General features: G+C 58.2%; 17 protein-coding genes. 9 read left to right on the forward strand and 8 right to left on the reverse strand.

The genetic code is table 11. The features are described 5' to 3' along the window. Positions 1-89 precede the first annotated feature (89 nt). A complete protein-coding gene (gene rpmF / locus MMW58_RS17840; protein ID WP_071844907.1) occupies positions 90-263 on the reverse strand; it encodes a 50S ribosomal protein L32 in 174 nt (57 codons plus the stop codon). 16 nt (positions 264-279) lie between these two features. Next, positions 280-801: a 23S rRNA accumulation protein YceD gene (gene yceD, locus MMW58_RS17845; protein ID WP_041144962.1), complete on the reverse strand. Its 522-nt coding sequence runs from the start codon at positions 799-801 to the stop codon at positions 280-282. Between the two features lie 141 nt (positions 802-942). Between yceD and MMW58_RS17850 the strand changes: the two genes are divergently transcribed. Continuing rightward, positions 943-1,527, forward strand: a complete 585-nt coding sequence (locus tag MMW58_RS17850; RefSeq protein WP_241721755.1) for a Maf family protein — start codon at positions 943-945, stop codon at positions 1,525-1,527. An 85-nt stretch (positions 1,528-1,612) separates the two neighbouring features. Here the strand turns inward: MMW58_RS17850 and rluC are convergent, their stop codons facing one another. After that, positions 1,613-2,566 (reverse strand): 23S rRNA pseudouridine(955/2504/2580) synthase RluC, encoded by a 954-nt coding sequence (gene rluC / locus MMW58_RS17855; protein ID WP_166646121.1) that lies wholly within the window; start codon positions 2,564-2,566, stop codon positions 1,613-1,615. A gap of 822 nt (positions 2,567-3,388) precedes the next feature. Between rluC and rne the strand changes: the two genes are divergently transcribed. Beyond that, on the forward strand, positions 3,389-6,766 hold the full coding sequence (rne, locus tag MMW58_RS17860; RefSeq protein ID WP_241721756.1) for a ribonuclease E: 3,378 nt from the start codon (positions 3,389-3,391) through the stop codon (positions 6,764-6,766). Between the two features lie 39 nt (positions 6,767-6,805). Here rne and MMW58_RS17865 read toward each other — a convergent pair whose 3' ends face one another. Continuing rightward, positions 6,806-7,834, reverse strand: a complete 1,029-nt coding sequence (locus MMW58_RS17865; protein WP_241721757.1) for a LysR family transcriptional regulator — start codon at positions 7,832-7,834, stop codon at positions 6,806-6,808. Between the two features lie 16 nt (positions 7,835-7,850). Between MMW58_RS17865 and MMW58_RS17870 the strand changes: the two genes are divergently transcribed. Further along, positions 7,851-9,065, forward strand: coding sequence for an MFS transporter (locus MMW58_RS17870; protein ID WP_133597469.1), 1,215 nt, complete (start codon positions 7,851-7,853; stop codon positions 9,063-9,065). 52 nt (positions 9,066-9,117) lie between these two features. On the opposite strand, the gene murJ is transcribed toward MMW58_RS17870, so the two are convergent. From murJ to rimJ, 4 genes are all read right to left on the reverse strand, one after another. After that, positions 9,118-10,653, reverse strand: a complete 1,536-nt coding sequence (murJ, locus tag MMW58_RS17875; RefSeq protein ID WP_133597467.1) for a murein biosynthesis integral membrane protein MurJ — start codon at positions 10,651-10,653, stop codon at positions 9,118-9,120. 111 nt (positions 10,654-10,764) lie between these two features. Continuing rightward, entirely contained in the window at positions 10,765-11,688 is a 924-nt protein-coding gene (locus tag MMW58_RS17880; protein WP_133597465.1) for a Gfo/Idh/MocA family protein, read from the reverse strand. Positions 11,689-11,690: 2 nt separating this feature from the next. Further along, positions 11,691-12,338 (reverse strand): YceH family protein, encoded by a 648-nt coding sequence (locus MMW58_RS17885; protein WP_159236448.1) that lies wholly within the window; start codon positions 12,336-12,338, stop codon positions 11,691-11,693. 9 nt (positions 12,339-12,347) lie between these two features. Further along, positions 12,348-12,932: a ribosomal protein S5-alanine N-acetyltransferase gene (rimJ, locus tag MMW58_RS17890; RefSeq protein WP_045854832.1), complete on the reverse strand. Its 585-nt coding sequence runs from the start codon at positions 12,930-12,932 to the stop codon at positions 12,348-12,350. A gap of 229 nt (positions 12,933-13,161) precedes the next feature. Between rimJ and mdtH the strand changes: the two genes are divergently transcribed. From mdtH to solA, 6 genes are all read left to right on the forward strand, one after another. After that, a complete protein-coding gene (mdtH, locus tag MMW58_RS17895) occupies positions 13,162-14,370 on the forward strand; it encodes a multidrug efflux MFS transporter MdtH (protein WP_076945198.1) in 1,209 nt (402 codons plus the stop codon). 113 nt (positions 14,371-14,483) lie between these two features. After that, a complete protein-coding gene (locus MMW58_RS17900) occupies positions 14,484-15,044 on the forward strand; it encodes a lipoprotein (RefSeq protein WP_045854830.1) in 561 nt (186 codons plus the stop codon). A gap of 122 nt (positions 15,045-15,166) precedes the next feature. Beyond that, complete coding sequence (gene pyrC / locus MMW58_RS17905) at positions 15,167-16,213, forward strand: dihydroorotase (protein ID WP_132510994.1); 1,047 nt, start codon at positions 15,167-15,169, stop codon at positions 16,211-16,213. Positions 16,214-16,284: 71 nt separating this feature from the next. Further along, positions 16,285-16,536, forward strand: a complete 252-nt coding sequence (gene dinI / locus MMW58_RS17910) for a DNA damage-inducible protein I (protein WP_041144950.1) — start codon at positions 16,285-16,287, stop codon at positions 16,534-16,536. 389 nt (positions 16,537-16,925) lie between these two features. Next, on the forward strand, positions 16,926-17,180 hold the full coding sequence (gene bssS, locus MMW58_RS17915) for a biofilm formation regulator BssS (protein WP_041144949.1): 255 nt from the start codon (positions 16,926-16,928) through the stop codon (positions 17,178-17,180). Between the two features lie 125 nt (positions 17,181-17,305). Continuing rightward, positions 17,306-18,424 carry an N-methyl-L-tryptophan oxidase gene (solA, locus tag MMW58_RS17920; protein ID WP_241721758.1) on the forward strand — a complete coding sequence of 373 codons (1,119 nt, stop codon included), beginning with the start codon at positions 17,306-17,308 and terminating at the stop codon, positions 18,422-18,424. Positions 18,425-18,477: the final 53 nt, after the last annotated feature.

Here is an 18,477-nt window from a genome sequence, read left to right on the forward strand (position 1 = left end):
CACCACGCTTATACTCGTTGTCCTTCACGCTGCAGCACCGTTAACTGCACGGACTTCATGCAACACGAAGTTCATAGAGTATCGCGTGATTACTTAGTGATAACCTTGCGACCGCGGTAGAAACCGTCGGCAGTCATGTGGTGACGCAGGTGTTTCTCACCAGAAGTTTTGTCTACAGACAGGCTGGTGACTGCGGTCAGAGCGTCATGGGAACGACGCATGCCACGTTTGGAACGGGTTGGTTTATTCTGTTGTACGGCCATGGACCTTACTCCTCAATTACTTATTCTTTAAGCTGGCTAATACGGCAAATGGGTTTGGCTTCTGTGCCTCTGCAGGCAGTTCACCAAAAACCATGTCCGCGTCGGACACTTCACAGTGTTCAGAATCATGCACCGGAACTACAGGCAAGGAGAGAATAATTTCATCCTCAACCAGCGCTTGCAGATCGATTTCACCGAATTCGTTAACCTCAATCGGCTCATACGCTTCCGGCAGTGCTTCGGCCTGTTCGTCATTTCTGACCGGGCTGAAACAATACGTTGTGTGGACATGACGGGGGAACGGTTTCCCGCAACGCTGACATTCGAGGGTTACTGACACCGTCGCATCGCCGGTTATAACGGCAAGACGCTGGTTATCAATAGCGAACGACATGCTGCATTCCACATCGGTGTCCACGCTGACTACAGAATCGGCCACACGTGCTACCTGATCGCGAGCATAAATGCCCTGGTAATCAAGGCGTTTTTGAGCCGTGCGAACCGGGTCAAGAGTCAGGGGTAATTTTACTTTTTGCATAGGGCGCGCATATTAACTTTGTAATGTCATAGAGTCAAAGAAAAAGGCAGCCTCAGGTTGCCTTTTGCCATTTATTCGCACACATTGCGGCCCATAGTTTAAAATGATGCTCTTCGAAGCGCTATATGTGGATGAAAAAATATGTCTGAGCTTATCCTGGCGTCGACCTCGCCCTGGCGGCGCATGCTGCTGGAGAAACTCTCCGTGCCGTTTGAGTGCGCGGCGCCTGAGGTCGATGAAACCTCTCACCCCGGCGAGTCCGCTCGCCAGCTGGTCGTACGTCTGGCGCAGGCTAAGGCGCAGGCTCTCGTCGCCCGCTACCCGCAGCATCTCATTATAGGCTCCGATCAGGTTTGCGTCCTGGATGGCGAAATCACCGGTAAGCCGCATAGCGAAGAGAACGCCCGCCTGCAGTTAAGAAAAGCCAGCGGCACCATCGTGACCTTTTACACCGGTCTGGCGCTCTACAACTCGGCGAACGGCCATCTGCAAACCGAATGCGAGCCCTTTGACGTTCATTTTCGCCATTTAAGCGACCGGGAGATAGAGACCTACGTGCGTAAAGAGAACCCGCTGCAGTGCGCCGGGAGCTTTAAAAGCGAAGGGCTGGGGATCACGCTTTTCGAGCGCTTAGAAGGCCGGGACCCCAATACGCTGGTGGGCCTGCCGCTGATTGCGCTTTGTCAGATGCTGCGCAGAGAAGGCTATAACCCGCTGCTCGCCTGAAGCGCGGATCCACGTTCTGAGCATCACCGCCGCGGGCTTATCGGCCCGCGCGGTGAAAGCGGCGGAGAGCGCATCCGCCGTTCCGCTACTTCTTGTCGCGTAGCACCTGCAGGCAGCGCTTCAGCTGGCCGTCCAGCGGCGCTTCAACGCGCATCACCTCACCCGTGCCCGGGTGGGTAAACTTCAGCGCCGCGGCGTGCAGGAACAGGCGATTGAGGCCAGTTCCCGTTAGCTGCTTATCGAATTCCCGATCGCCGTAGCGATCGTCAAACGCGATCGGGTGCCCGGCATACTGCGTGTGCACGCGAATCTGATGGGTTCGACCGGTCACCGGGCTGCAGCGCACCAGCGTGGCGTCGGTAAAGCGCTCTTCTACCTTAAAGCGGGTTTCCGACGGCTTGCCTTCCTGATTCACGCGCACGATACGCTCGCCGCTTTGCAGGATGTTTTTCAGCAGCGGCGCCTGTACCACTTTGGTATGCGACTGCCACTGCCCGCGCACCAGCGCCAGATAATCCTTTTGCATCCCCTTCTCGCGCAGCTGCTCATGCAGCGAACGCAGCGCGGAACGCTTCTTCGCCACCAGCAGCACGCCGGAGGTATCGCGGTCAAGACGGTGCACCAGCTCGAGGAAGCGCGCCTCAGGACGCAGCGCGCGCAGGCCCTCAATCACGCCAAAGCTCAGGCCGCTGCCGCCGTGAACCGCGGTACCGGAAGGCTTGTTGAGCACCAGGATATGATCGTCTTCATACAGAATCACGTCCGCCAGAGCCGCGACTTTTTGCAGATGCGGGGAGACCGCGTCTTCCTCACGCTCGGCTACGCGGACCGGCGGAATACGGATCTCATCGCCTGCTTCCAGCTTGTACTCAGGCTTGACGCGTTTTTTGTTTACCCGCACCTCGCCTTTACGCAGAATGCGATAAATCATGCTCTTCGGTACGCCCTTAAGCTGCGTACGCAAAAAGTTATCGATGCGTTGCCCGGCTTCATCAGCGGTAATGGCAACCATTTTTACGGTTGGGGTCTCAGTTTTCATGGTGCGCGATTCTAAATAGCCCGACGCATTAGCGCCACTCATTTTTATATGCTTATATTTATCATTATCCGGTTTTCATCGTATGGGTCATCGTCGTTTTGTTTGTTATTAGAACAATCTGTATACGCAGGTGATAAAACTGTGAGTAACCGGGTGATAAAAGGTAAAAGTCAACTTGCTATAACAAGCTTAGCAATGGAATAATGATGCCGTTTTCCGTGTTGAATCTTGTTAGAACAAGAGATTAGCGGAATGACCAATTTTGTCTGACCGATCATCAACGCAGCAATGGCGTAAGACGTATTGATCTTTCAGACAGTTAGCGGGCTGCGGGTTGCAGTCCTTACCGGTACAGGCTCTATGGATTTCACGTCGCAGGAAGGCGTCGACTCCGGGTATCCCCGGGAGCTCATGATAATCGCATGATTGTGATGAGCAGGTTAAGCCAACACGCCTGCAACGTGAAAGACGATAGAATATACGCAAAATTATTCGAGATGCGTCATGGCAGCAAGAGAGTGAATCCCCGGAAGCCTGCATCGCCAGGTAACAGGGATGAACGAGCGCAGCCAGTGCAAAAGCAGCTCGATGCATGAAGCGTATAAATGGAATCTTCTCTGGTGATACATCCCAGGCAATTCCCCTGACAATTGCGCTGTGTTTCCGTTTGAAATGCAGGCGACCGACACTCTGCGCCTCTTAAGCGCGCGACAACCGTGAGGTTGGCGACGTGAAACAGACACGAGGCCATCGGTTTCCCCCGGCAAGGCGTTACTCTGCCCGCAGCTTAGTCGTCAATGTAAGAATAATGAGTAAGTTACGATGAAAAGAATGTTAATCAACGCAACTCAGCAGGAAGAGTTGCGCGTCGCCCTTGTTGATGGGCAGCGCCTGTACGACCTGGATATCGAAAGCCCCGGGCACGAACAGAAAAAAGCGAACATCTACAAAGGCAAAATCACCCGTATTGAACCTAGCCTGGAGGCCGCATTTGTTGATTACGGCGCCGAGCGTCATGGTTTCCTCCCTCTTAAAGAAATTGCCCGCGAATACTTCCCAGCCAGCTACAACGCTCACGGCCGTCCTAACATTAAGGATGTGCTGCGTGAAGGTCAGGAAGTTATCGTTCAGATTGATAAAGAAGAACGTGGCAACAAAGGCGCCGCGCTCACTACCTTTATCAGCCTGGCAGGCAGCTATCTGGTACTGATGCCGAATAACCCGCGCGCCGGCGGTATTTCCCGCCGCATCGAGGGTGACGATCGCACCGAGCTGAAAGAAGCGCTGGCCAGCCTCGAGCTGCCGGACGGTATGGGGCTAATTGTACGCACCGCGGGCGTCGGCAAATCTGCCGAAGCGCTGCAGTGGGACCTGAGCTTCCGCCTGAAGCACTGGGAAGCTATCCAGAAAGCCGCTGAAAGCCGCCCGGCGCCGTTCCTGATCCACCAGGAAAGCAACGTTATCGTGCGCGCGTTCCGCGACTACCTGCGTCAGGATATCGGTGAAATTCTTATCGATAACCCGAAAGTGCTTGAGCTGGCTCGCCAGCACATCGCCGCGCTGGGTCGTCCGGACTTCAGCAGCAAAATTAAGCTCTACACCGGTGAAATCCCGCTGTTCAGCCACTACCAAATCGAATCGCAGATCGAATCCGCTTTCCAGCGCGAAGTTCGTCTGCCGTCCGGCGGCTCTATCGTTATCGATAGCACCGAGGCGTTGACCGCGATCGATATCAACTCCGCACGCGCAACCCGCGGCGGCGACATCGAAGAAACCGCCTTCAACACCAACCTTGAAGCATCCGATGAGATTGCCCGCCAGCTGCGTCTGCGCGACCTCGGCGGTCTGATCGTTATCGACTTTATCGATATGACTCCGGTACGCCACCAGCGCGCGGTAGAAAACCGCCTGCGCGAAGCCGTACGTCAGGATCGCGCGCGCATCCAGATCAGCCATATTTCTCGCTTCGGCCTGCTCGAAATGTCGCGTCAGCGCCTGAGCCCGTCGCTCGGCGAATCCAGCCATCACGTCTGCCCGCGCTGTAGCGGCACCGGCACCGTGCGCGATAACGAATCCCTGTCGCTCTCCATTCTGCGTCTGATTGAAGAAGAAGCGCTGAAAGAGAATACCCAGGAAGTTCACGCGATCGTTCCTGTGCCAATTGCGTCCTATCTGCTAAACGAAAAACGTGCGGCGGTAAGCGCTATCGAAACCCGTCAGGGCGACGTGCGCGTTATCATCGTGCCGAACGACCAGATGGAAACCCCGCACTATTCCGTGCTGCGCGTGCGCAAAGGCGAAGAGACCTCTACCCTGAGCTATCTGCTGCCGAAGCTGCATGAAGAAGAGATGGCGCTGCCGGCTGATGAAGAACCGGCGGAACGTAAACGTCCGGAACAGCCGGCTCTGGCAACCTTCGTGATGCCGGATGCGCCGCCTGCACCGGCATATGAAGAGCCTGAAGCCGTCGCTGCAGCAGCCAGCGCACCGACAGCGGCCGTGGCCTCAGCGCCGGCCCAGCCGGGCCTGATTTCTCGCTTCTTTGGCGCCTTGAAAAATATCTTCTCTGGTACGGAAGAAGCCAAACCGGCTGAAGTCCAGGAAGAGAAAAAGGTCGAAGAGAAGCCGGAGCGCCAGCAGGAGCGTCGTAAACCGCGCACCAATAATCGCCGCGATCGTAACGATCGTCGTGACAACCGTGAAGGTCGTGATAGTCGCGATAACCGCGAAAATCGTGACAACCGCGACAACCGTGCCGAGCGCGATAACCGTGCAGAGCGTGCCGATCGCGATAACCGCAGCGAAAATGGCGAAGGCCGTGAGTCTCGTGAATCTCGCGAGGAGAACCGCCGTAACCGTCGTGAGAAGCAGCAGCAGAACGTCGAGCAGCGCGAACCTCGCCAGGCCACCGGCGACGAAGCGGAAAAAGCGAAATCCCGTGACGAGCAGCCGCCGCGCCGTGAACGCAACCGTCGTCGTAATAATGACGATAAGCGTCAGGCACCGCTGGAAGCCGTTAAGGTACAGGATGAGCCGGTTGTTCTGCAGGAAGCTGAGCTGGAAGAGCGCGTTCAGAACATGCCGCGTCGTAAACCTCGCCAGCTGGCCCAGAAGGTTCGCATTGAATCTGCGGTAGCGGAAGTCGCCGTAGAAGCAGCTGAAGCCGTAGCTGAGAAAGCGCAGCCAGACGTTGTTGTGGCTCCGCGTACTGAACTGGCGAAAGTTGACCTGCCTGCGGTTGTTGAGACTCACGTCGAGCACGAAGAGAGCAACGAATCCCGTGATGCTAACGGTATGCCGCGTCGCTCCCGTCGTTCGCCGCGCCACCTGCGCGTGAGCGGCCAGCGTCGTCGTCGCTACCGCGACGAGCGTTATCCGACTCAATCACCGATGCCGCTGACCGTAGCCTGCGCGTCGCCGGAAATGGCTTCAGGTAAAATCTGGATCCGTTACCCGGTAGCCCGCCCGAACGACCAGCAGCAGGAAGAGCCGCAGGTTCAGGCTGTTGCCGAAACCGTCGCGCCAGCTGTTGTTGTCGAGCCAGCTGTTGTTACCGAGCCAGCTGTTGTTGCCGAGCAGATCGTTAGCGAACCGGCCGTTACGGAAGTCATCGCTCCAGTCGCGGCTGACGTCGCTGCCAGCGAAGCCGAAGCGCCGGAAGCGGCTGCGCAGATTATCGCCAGCGAACCGCAGGCGGCGCCTGAGGAAGTCGTTGCCGAGACCGTAGCCGAAGACGCAGTAGAAGCTGAAGTTGCTGAAGTTAAAGCAGAAGCTGAAGCCGTGGTTGAGCCTGCCATCGCCGCTGAGTCTGCAGCCGTAGACGAAGAAGCCGTGGTTGAGCAGACGGCTGCCGAGCCTGAAACCGCCGTCGTTGACGCCGAGCCTGCAGTCCAGGCAGAGGCGCCGGCTGAAGTGGAAGAGGCTGTGGCACCGCAGGTCGTTGACCCGGCACCGGCAGCAGCGCCGGCCCCTGTTGCCGCGGTAGCGCCCGCTCCCGTTGCCGCAGCGGCTATCGTTTCTGACCGCCACGCTACCGCACCGATGACCCGCGCCCCGGCTCCAGCCTACGAACCGGAAGCACCGCGTCGCAGCGACTGGGTTCGCCCGTCGTTCGCGTTCGACGGCAAAGGTTCTGCCGGCGGCCATAGCGCAACTCATCAGGCTACGGCGGAACCAACCCGCCCACAGTCCGTCGAGTAAGCGTTAAGTCTAAAAAAACCGGCCTCTGGCCGGTTTTTTTTATTCCCCTTCCGGGCGCTGCATGCCGGCAACCTGCGGCATAACCTCGCGCATCAGGTCGAGAAACTTGCGCAACCGGGTCGGATAGTACCGCGCCCACGGATAGACCAGATGGACCGGCAGCGAAGAAGCTCGCCACTGCGGGAACGGCTCGACCAGCCGTCCGGCAGCGATATCCTCCACCACCGCCCAGCTTGAAACGATAGCCACTCCCAATCCCGCCAGCGCGGTATTGCGCGCCACGTACACGCTGTCGGTGCTCAGGCACGGCACGATGCCGAAGACCTGCTGCTGATTTTGCTCCTGATGGAATAACTTCACCTCATGCTGATAAAAGGTGCTGATCGCCACCCACGGCAGCTGCGACAGCTGCTGGGGCGTTTCTAATGCCGGATAGCGCGCCAGCAGAGAGGGAGAGGCGACCACGCTGCGCGGTACCTCAGCCAGCAGCACCGACACCGTCTCCGGATCCACTTCGGCCCCGACGCGAATCGCGCAATCGATATTATCGCTAAGAAAATCAACGTTTTTGTCATTCAGCATCCACTCTACGGAGAGCTGAGGATAGCGCTGCAGAAAGCTGACCAGCGGCTCCAGCAGCTGCTGCTGGCCAAAAGCGTGCGGCGCGCGAACCCGCAGCACCCCAACGGGTCGGTCATCGGCAATGCTCAGGTCATCCTCCAGCGCCAGCCACGCGTCAACCACCCGACGCGCATGCTGATAGCAGCGCTCGCCGTCGTCGGTCAGCTTCATCGCATGGGTGGTTCGCAGAATAAGCTTGCTGCCCAGCAGCCCCTCCAGCGACTGCAGGCGCCGGCTCACCGTCGCCTGGGTCGTGGTCATCTGCAGCGCAGCGGCAGAAAGCGAGCCGGCTTCGACGATTCGAATAAAGGTGCGCATCAGTTCAATTCGGTCTATACGTTCCTGCCGTTTCATACCCACTATGCCTATACGTTTTGCGTATAACCGTTTTACCACCACGCTATCTACCGCGCCAGCCGGATTCAGGGAAAAATAGCGCCATCGCATCTACGAGGGCTTTATCATGGCACCGACAACACTCTCCTCCCGCGAAGCCGGCTGGATTATCTTCATACTCGCACTTGGCGCAGGTTTTAGCGTCGCCTCTATTTACTACGCTCAGCCGCTGCTGCCGCTGATGGGTGCCAATCTGCATCTTAGCGTTGAAGGCATGGGGCTGGTTCCTACCCTGACTCAGGCGGGCTACGCGCTCGGCATTCTGTTTCTTCTGCCGCTGGGCGATCGTCATGACCGCCGTACGCTCATTTTGCTGAAAAGCGCGGCGCTGGCCGTGCTCCTGCTGCTGTGTAGCCTGACGGGGCAGCTTACTTCCCTGCTGATTGTCAGCCTGCTGATCGGGATGGCGGCGACGATGGCCCAGGACATCGTTCCGGCGGCCGCAATCCTCGCCCCGGCGGGGAAACAGGGAAAAATGGTCGGCACCGTCATGACCGGCCTGCTGCTGGGGATCCTGCTCTCAAGAACGGTGAGCGGCGTGGTCGGCGCGCTATTTGGCTGGCGGGTGATGTACCAGGCTGCGGCGGTAAGCATCGCGCTGATTGGCCTGCTGATGTGGCGGGTGGTGCCGCGGTTTGAAATTCACTCCGCGCTGAGCTATCCGCAGCTGATGAAGTCGATGGCGCACCTCTGGCAGCGCTACCCCGCCCTGCGCCGCGCCGCGCTGGCGCAGGGCTTTCTCTCCGTCGCCTTCAGCGCCTTCTGGTCAACGCTGGCGGTCATGCTGCTCGAACGCTATCAGATGGGCAGCGCCGTTGCCGGCGGATTCGGCATCGCCGGGGCCGCAGGCGCGCTCGCCGCACCGCTGGCCGGAGGCCTGGCGGATAAATATGGCGCCGGGAAGGTCACCCAGCTGGGCGCCGCGCTGGTTACCCTCTCTTTTGCCCTGATGTTCCTGATGCCGGTACTGCCGCCTCACGGCCAGCTGGTGCTGATCGCTATCGCGGCTATCGGCTTCGACCTTGGCCTGCAGTCAAGCCTCGTGGCGCACCAGAACCTCGTCTACGGCCTGGAACCGCAGGCCCGCGGCAGGCTGAACGCCCTGCTGTTCACCGGGGTCTTTATCGGTATGTCGCTCGGCTCCGTGCTCGGCAGCAGGCTGTACGTGATAGCCGGCTGGAGCGGCGTGGTGATTCTGGCCGTCGTCGCGGGCGCAATCGCCCTTGCCATTCGCCTGCTGGAAAACGCGCGGATCGCTGCGCTGCAGCGCGCAGGAGAATAAAAAAACCCGCTCCGCGCTGCGGAACGGGTCTGTTTCTACCCGGCGTTTAGCTTCAGGCCGTGCGTCGGGCAAACTCTTTCACCCTAAAGCCCAGCAGCAGCAGGCTGGCAAAATAGGCCACCACGCCAACCCCCACCACCGCCATCAGGCGCAGCAGACGGAACGGCATGGTCCCCTGGGACCACTCCGGCATGATATACATCATCCCGAGCAGCGCCGCAGACATCACCAGCACCGCAATCACCAGACGCAGCAGGAAGGCAAACCAGCCCGGCTGCGGGGTGAATATTTTTTGCTTACGCAGCTGCCAGTAGAGCAGCGCGGCATTGAGGCAGGCGGCAAGCCCGATTGAGAGCGACAGTCCGGCATGCTTCAGCGGGCCGATAAAGATCAGGTTCATCACCTGGGTCATAATCAGGGTGACGATGGCGATTTTAACCGGCGTTTTAATATCCTGGCGCGAGTAGAACCCCGGCGCCAGGACCTTAACGACAATTAGCCCCATCAGGCCGACGGAATAGGCCACCAGCGCGCGCTGGGTCATCGCCGCATCAAAGGCGCTAAACTTGCCGTACTGGAACAGAGCTACCGTCAGCGGCTTCGCGAGGATCCCCAGCGCCACCGCGCTCGGCAGGGCCAGCAGGAAGCACAGGCGCAGCCCCCAGTCCATCAAACGGCAGTACTCGTCATGATTGCCGCTGGCAAAGCTTTTCGACAGCGACGGCAGCAGGATAGTCCCCAGCGCTACGCCCAGCACGCCGGAGGGAAACTCCATCAGGCGATCGGCATAGTACATCCAGGAGACCGACCCGGAAACGAGGAAAGAGGCGAATATGGTGTTGATAATCAGTGAGATCTGGCTGACGGATACGCCGAGGATCGCCGGCCCCATCTGTTTGACGACCCGCACCGCACCGGCGTCTTTCAGGCTGATACGCGGCAGCACCAGCATGCCGATTTTTTTCAGATGCGGCAGCTGATACGCCAGCTGCAGCACGCCGCCGACGGTGACCGCCCACGCCATTGCCAGCATCGGCGGGTGGAAATACGGCGCCGCAAATAGCGCAAAGCCAATCATGCTGACGTTAAGAAAAGTCGGCGCAAAGGCGGGGACCGAAAAACGGTTCCAGGTATTAAGGATTGCGCCAGCTAACGAAGCCAGAGAGATAAGCAAAATATAGGGAAAGGTGATGCGCAGCAGCTGGGTCGTCAGCGCAAACTTATCCGGGGAGTCGGCAAACCCTGGCGCGGTCACGGTGATGACCCACGGCGCGGCCAGCATGCCGAGCACGGTCACGACCGCCAGAACCAGCGTCAGCAGGCCTGAAACGTAGGAGACAAATACGCGGGTAGCGTCTTCGCCCTGCTTGCTTTTATATTCAGCCAGTATCGGTACAAACGCCTGAGAAAACGCGCCTTCGGCAAAAATGCGCCGCAGCAGATTCGGTAATTTGAACGCCACAAAAAAGGCGTCCGTCGCCATGCCGGCACCAAAAATACGCGCGACGATGGCGTCTCGCGCAAAGCCCAGCACGCGCGAAAACATGGTCATCGAACTAACTGCCGCCAGTGATTTTAAAAGGTTCATTGAGGTGTTTTCCACAACCCTGAAGTAAAACGCCCGCAATGGCGGGCGCTGGAAAGTGGCGATAGTCTACCGGGTTCGTCATGAATTACTACTGCCAGATGTTACAACGAATTATTCGCTCATCGCCTCGCGCCACAGCTTTTCAACGATGCGCTGGGCCAGCAGCGCCTGTTCGCCAGCGGTTTCGGGAACCGTCTGATTTTGCACGCATTCGATAAAATGACGCGCGCAGCCGACAAAGCCGCGCTGCTCGAGGGTGGTTTGCCAGCCGGGAACCGGACGCTGAACCACGCCCTGACCGCGCTCTTCCTGCCACTCGCGCATATCGCGAACCTCATACAGGCCGCCGTCGGTAACCGCCTGCACCCACTCCCGCTGGCTGCCGGCGCGCCGGTGCATGCTGGTGGTAACCTCCAGCTGCGGCGAGCTGAAGCGGTGCTCAGCATAGAGCATTTCGCCCTGGGCGGTGGTTTGCAGCAGACCGCCGCTGAGACGCGCCTTCCCGCCGGCCAGCCACAGCGCGGTATCGACCACGTGCAGGTAGTCATCAAGCAGCGTAAAGCGCAGGTCGTGACCGACGCTGTCGCTGCGATGCTTATCCATACGCAGCGAGGCGGCATCGTCCAGATGCGCTTTCAGCTCGCGATAAAGCGGCGCAAAGCGACGGTTAAATCCGACCATCAGCGTCAGCCCGCGGCGGGCGGCCAGCTCGACCAGGGATTCGGCGTCGCTGAGCTTATCCGCCAGCGGCTTATCCACGCAAACGTGCACCCCGGCGCCAAGCAGCCGGCTGACGACCTCAAAATGCGAGGCCGTTGAGGTATGGACAAATACCGCATCGCACTGCGCCGCCAGCTGCTCCAGAGAGTCAGCGTAGGGTATGCGCCAGGTTTTGCAGACGCGCAGCGCCTTCTCTTTCCCCGGAGACCACGCCGCCTGCAGCGTCCAGCCGTCCGCGGCGCCTAACACCGGCAGCCAGGCCTTCTGCGCAATGCCGCCCAGACCCACCACTCCAACGCGTAGTTTTGCCGTCACGATTAATCCCCCAGATGAGCCAGCAGCGAGGCCAGCCGCTCTTTAAGTTCCGCCACTTCGGCCTCCAGCACCTCAACCCGGGTCTGGAGATCGTCTCCCGACGGCGATACCGCTTCTACCGCCGTAATCAGCGAGTCCATATCATCGCAGAACAGATGCATGTAGCGGCATTCGCGCTTCCCCGGCTCGCGAGGCAGACGCGCGACGAACGGGCCATCTTCGCGGCCAGCCAGCGTCTCGAGCACGCCTTCGATTTCCGCCATATCGCTGAATTCGTACATTCTCTGCGCCCGGCCGCGCAGCTCACCCGGGGTCTGCGCGCCGCGCAGCAGCAGCGTCGTGACCACCGCAACCTCCGCCGGGGTCAGCTTCAGATCGCCGAACTCGGAGTTGCAAAAGCGCTGTTCGTATTTGGTCACCCGATTGCCAAACCCGCTCACCGTGCGCAGGAAATGGCGCTTAACTAACGTATCCAGCAGATCCTGGATATCGCTTTCGCTGAGCGACATCACCGGCTCGCGGTTGGTTTTCTGGTTGCAGGCGGTCACCACCGCGTTAACCGAGAGAGGATACTGCTCCGGCGTCGTGACCTGTTTCTCCAGCAGGCAGCCAATAACGCGCGCTTCGTGCGCGGTTAACTGATATTTCATGCTCTCTCCTTAGCGACCCGGGATCCAGTCCGGTGTCGTCAACGCCGTCAATACGTGGTCACGCCACTGGCCATCGATTAACAGATAATCTTTGGCGTAACCCTCTTTTTCAAAGCCAAGACGCGCCAGCAAATCGCCGCTGCGCTGGTTGTGCGGCATATAGTTGGCCATAATGCGATGGATATGCTGCGTGCGCTGCATATAGCGAATCGCCGAAGTCAGCGCTTCAAACATCAGCCCCTGTCCCTGCCACTTCTCGCCGATGGAGTAGCCGAGGTAGCAGGCATGAAACGAGCCGCGCACCACGTTCGAAAAATTCGCCACGCCGACTATCTCTTTTTCTTCCGGATCGAGGAGCGCAAAGTAGAACGCCGATCCCTGCTTATGAAACTCCGAAATCATCGACAAGCGCGCCTGCCAGCCGGAGGGGTAGCAGTGGCTGTCATCGCGCACCGGCTCCCAGGGTTTTAAGAACCCTTTATTCTCCGCGTAGTAGTCGGCCAGACGCCAGGCGTCACGATCGTGGACCAGCCGCGTCACCAGCCTGTCCGTCGTCAAACGCACCTTTGGTACGTTACTGCGGTAGCCAAACATTCCCCTCTCCTGTTCCCCTGACTTATTACCCTGCTCCCTTCACTATACCTGTCCTGAACGACGGTGTGAAAACAGCAACATACCATTTTCTGCACCATCTCCCCTTTTCGATGAATAGCCTCTATCAAACTTGCTTTTTGATAAAAAAATATTGTCGCAGGTACGCTGGGAAACGCCCGCTCTTCCCCGCACACTAGAAGGGCTAATCTTTATTTTCCCAGGAGGGGAAATGTCCCGCGTATCGCAGGCAAGGAGCCTGGGTAAATACTTCCTGTTGGTCGACAATATGCTGGTCGTTCTCGGCTTTTTTGTCGTCTTCCCGCTGATTTCCATTCGCTTTGTTGACCAGATGGGCTGGGCCGCGCTGATGGTCGGGATCGCCCTCGGCCTGCGCCAGCTGGTTCAGCAGGGTCTGGGGATTTTTGGCGGCGCGGTTGCCGACCGATTTGGCGCCAAGCCGATGATCGTCACCGGTATGCTGATGCGCGCGGGCGGCTTTGCCGCGATGGCGGTAGCCCACGAGCCGTGGGTACTCTGGCTATCCTGCATTCTCTCTGGCCTCGGCGGAACGCTGTTTGACCCGCCGCGCGCGGCGCTGGTGGTTAAGCTGGTGCGTCCGCATCAGCGCGGCCGCTTCTTTTCACTTCTGATGATGCAGGACAGCGCCGGCGCGGTCATCGGCGCCCTGCTCGGCAGCTGGCTGTTACAGTACGATTTCCGCCTCGTCTGCAGCGTAGGCGCGGCGCTGTTCGTCGCCTGCGCCGGCTTTAACGCCTGGTATCTCCCGGCGTGGAAGCTGTCGACGGTAAAAACGCCGGTGCGCGAGGGGCTGGGGCGCGTGCTGCGCGACAGGCGCTTCGTGACCTATGTCCTGACGCTAACCGGCTATTACATGCTGGCGGTGCAGGTCATGCTGATGCTGCCGATTATGGTCAACGACATCGCCGGCTCCCCTGCCGCCGTCAAATGGATGTATGCCATTGAAGCGGCTATCTCCCTGACGCTGCTCTATCCGATTGCCCGCTGGAGTGAAAAACGCTATCGGCTGGAGCATCGGCTGATGGCCGGCCTGCTGGTCATGACGCTGGCCATGCTGCCGATCGGCTTAACCAGCAACCTGCAGCAGCTGTTTACGCTGATTTGCATTTTCTATATGGGGTCGATCATCGCCGAGCCGGCGCGTGAAACGCTGGGCGCATCGCTGGCCGACGCCCGCGCGCGCGGCAGCTATATGGGCTTTAGTCGACTGGGGCTGGCCTTTGGTGGGGCCTTTGGCTACGCCGGCGGCGGGTGGCTATTTGACGCCGGTAAAGCGGTCAATCAGCCGGAGCTGCCGTGGCTGATGCTGGGCATTATCGGCTTCATCACCTTTATCGCCCTGTGGTGGCAATTCAGCGCCAGGCGTTCGGCCTCCGGCATGCTGGAGCCGCGAACCTGATTCGATGCGTCATGCCGGGCTGATTTTCAGCATTTTCCGCTAGCGCCTGCGGTGCTGGCAGGCCATGCTGCTTTGTGTCAGGATGAGTCCATGGCATTACGTTAAGGAACCCAATGAAAAAGATGTTTATCGTGGCCGCGCTTATCGTTAGCGGCCTCCTGAGCGGCTGTAATCAGCTTACGCAGTATTCGGTAAGCGAACAGGAAATTAATCAGGCGCTGCAGAAACGTAATCACTTCGCCAAGGATATCGGCCTGCCGGGCGTGGCGGATGCGCATATTGAACTGCACGATTTAACCAGCGCGATTGGTCGCGAGGAGCCGAATAAGGTGACTCTGAGCGGCGTTGCCAGCCTGGATCTCAATTCGCTGTTTGGTAATCAAAAAGCCACGATTGACCTTAAGCTGAAAGCGCTGCCGGTCTTCAACAAGGAAAAAGGAGCGATCTTCCTGCAGGAAATGGAAGTCGTCGATGCGAAAGTCGCGCCGGAGAAGCTGCAGTCGGTCGTGCAGACGCTTATCCCCTACCTGAATCAATCCCTGCGCAGCTATTTTAACCAGCAGCCCGCCTACGTTCTGCGCGAAGACGCCAGCACCGGTGAAGCGCTGGCGAAAAAGTACGCGAAAGGCATAGAGGTCAAGCCGGGTGAGATAATCATCCCCTTCACCAATTAACATCACGGGCGCCAGGCGCCCGTTTTTTTACGGAAGTTGATGCAAAGGAAAACGTTTACGCTTATCCTTTGTGCCCGGTGAAAAACAGCCCTGATGACTGAACCTATTAGCCGGAGCCTTCCATGACAGCACAACCCCAGGTACTGAAAATCCGTCGCCCTGACGACTGGCACATCCATCTGCGCGATGACGATATGCTGGAAACCGTCGTGCCTTATACCAGCGAGTTTTACGGTCGGGCGATCGTGATGCCGAATCTGGCGCCGCCTGTCACCACCGTTGAAGCCGCCGTCGCCTATCGCCAGCGGATCCTTAACGCCGTGCCCGCCGGGCATGACTTTACCCCTCTGATGACCTGCTACCTCACCGATACGCTCGATCCCGCCGAGCTGGAACGCGGATTTGAGGCCGGCGTTTTCACCGCGGCTAAACTCTACCCGGCCAATGCCACCACTAACTCCAGCCACGGCGTGACCAGCATCGATACCATTATGCCGGTGCTTGAGCGCATGGAGAAACTCGGCATGCCGCTGCTGGTCCACGGCGAAGTCACGCACGCGGAAATCGATATTTTCGATCGCGAGGCGCGCTTTATCGAGACGGTCATGGAGCCGCTGCGCCAGCGCCTGCCGGGCCTGAAGGTGGTGTTCGAACATATCACCACCAAAGACGCCGCAGAGTACGTTCGCGATGGCAACGAGCTGCTGGCCGCCACCATTACGCCGCAGCATCTGATGTTTAACCGTAACCACATGCTGGTCGGCGGTATTCGTCCGCACCTGTACTGCCTGCCGATCCTCAAACGCAATATTCACCAGCAGGCGCTGCGCGAGCTGGTCGCCAGCGGCTTTACGCGCGCGTTTCTCGGCACCGACTCCGCGCCGCACGCCCGTCATCGTAAGGAAGCCAGCTGCGGCTGCGCCGGCTGCTTTAATGCGCCGACCGCGCTGGGCAGCTACGCAACGGTGTTTGAAGAGATGAATGCGCTGCAGCACTTCGAGGCGTTTTGCTCGCTTAACGGCCCGCGCTTCTACGGCCTGCCGGTCAACGAGACCTTTGTTGAGCTGGTGCGCGAAGAGAGCGTTGTGGCAGAGAGCATCGCGCTGCCTGGCGACACGCTGGTCCCCTTCCTGGCCGGTGAAACCGTGCGCTGGACGATGAAAAAATAAAATGCTGCCCTCTGTTGTAAATATGCAAATGATACTGTATAAATAAACAGTATATTACACAGGGGGCTATCATGCGCATCGAAGTGTCTATCGCCAAAACTACCGCCTTACCGAGCGGCGCTTTAGAAGCGCTGAATAATGAACTCTCCCGACGTATCGATCAGCAGTTCCCGGCCAAACCAAGCCAGGTAACCGTACGCTTCGCCACCGCTAACAATCTTTCCGTTATTGGTGGCCTCAAAGAAGATAAAGACCGGATAAGCGAAATCCTGCAAGAAACCTGGGAAAGCGCTGATGACTGGTTTATCCACGACGTACCCTGAGTCATTCGGGTTGCATGCAGGCGGCGGCGCAAAAAACTCAGGTCGTTCATCGAGGTTTTTGCCTGTTCCATGCTCATGCGCTCGAAGTCTGACCGGTACAGCAAATTAATTTGCTCCCTCATTGTGCTTCTTTTGCCGGGTCGCCCCGGCTTTTTTATTCCCTCTTCCTGAATACTCAGACTTTTCTTTAATTTCCTGATTATTTCCTTACAAAATAACGTACAGCGGGACAAAATTTGCGCAAAAAAGCGGCAAAAAGAGAAAAGCTCGCCCCACGCGCGTTAATTTCTCGAGTTTATTCTTAACTCCTGATATAATTAACTTGCTTCAAAAAATATGCATTAAACCTCGAGAATTGTTGTCTTTTAACATATGAATAAGGGGTTATGATGGAAAAGAATAATGAAGTCATCCAGACCCATCCCCTCGTCGGATGGGACATCAGCACCGTAGACAGCTACGACGCGCTGATGTTGCGCCTGCACTACCAGAACCCCACTCATGAAAGCAGTAATGAAGCTGAAATTGGCCAGACTTTATGGCTGACGACGGACGTCGCACGTCAATTTATTTCTATTCTTGAAGCCGGCATTGCGAAGATTGAAGCAGGTGAATACCAGGTCAATGAGTACCGCAGACATTAGTGATTCTGCTGTCATCCATATACTCTAACTAAACGGGCACCGATTGGTGCCTGATTTATTTTCGGGCTTGAATAAGTGCGGGTTGTTAATTACCCTGCTAATAAAGCAAAAACCCGGAACATACCATGCAATACGACCTCATCATTATCGGCAGCGGCTCAACCGGCGCCGCCGCAGGCTATTACGCTCGTCGCGCAGGACTCAACGTTCTGATGGTCGACGCCCACCAGCCTCCGCATCAGGAAGGCAGTCATCACGGCAATACGCGTCTTATCCGCCACGCCTATGGTGAAGGTGAAAAATATGTCCCTCTGGTGCTGCGGGCGCAGCAGCTGTGGGATGAACTGGCGACCCTCAGCGGTGAAGCCGTTTTTGAGCGTACCGGGGTTATCAATCTTGGCCCGGCGGAGTCTGCGTTTCTCACCAACGTCATGAACAGCGCTCGTGAATTTGAGCTCAACGTTGAAGAGATGGACGCCCAGGCTATTATGGCCCGCTGGCCGGAGATTCGCGTGCCTGAGGGCTATCGCGGGGTTTTTGAGCCGGCATCAGGCGTCCTGCGCAGCGAGCTGGCGATTGAAACCTGGATTCGCCTGGCCCGTGAAGCGGGCTGCGCGCAGCTGTTCAACTGTCCGGTCACCGCTATCGAACATCACCAGGACGGCGTCACTATCGACACCGCCGACGGTCAGTACAGCGCTAAAAAACTGCTGATCAGCGCCGGTACCTGGGTGACGCGCCTGCTGCCGGAGCTGCCGGTTCAGCCGGTGCGCAAAATCTTTGCCTGGTTCCAGGCCGATGGCCGCTACAGCAGCAAAAATAACTTCCCGGCGTTTACCGGCGAGCTGCCCAACGGCGACCAGTTCTACGGCTTCCCGGCGGAAGATAATGAACTCAAGATAGGCAAACACAACGGCGGGCAGCTTATTTCCAGTGCACATGAGCGCACGCCGTTTGGCAGCGTGGCGACGGACGGTTCGGAATCGTTCAGTTTCCTGCGCAACGTCCTGCCCGGCATCGGCGGCTGCCTGCACGGCGCATCCTGCACCTATGACAATACGCCGGATGAGGATTTCATTATCGATACTCTCCCCGGTCATCCGCAAACCCTGCTCATCAGTGGATTGAGCGGTCATGGCTTTAAGTTTGCGCCGGTTTTGGGCGAAATCGCCGTCCAGTTTGCCCGCGGAGAATCGTCAGCCTTTGATCTGACCCCCTTCTCGCTGGCCCGCTTTCAGCAATAATAGCCCGCCCGCGGTGCCGCCACCGCACCGATAAAAAAACGGCCTCATCGGAG

This window comes from Klebsiella sp. HC6, assembly GCF_022605325.1.
In the GTDB taxonomy this organism is placed as follows: domain Bacteria; phylum Pseudomonadota; class Gammaproteobacteria; order Enterobacterales; family Enterobacteriaceae; genus Klebsiella; species Klebsiella terrigena.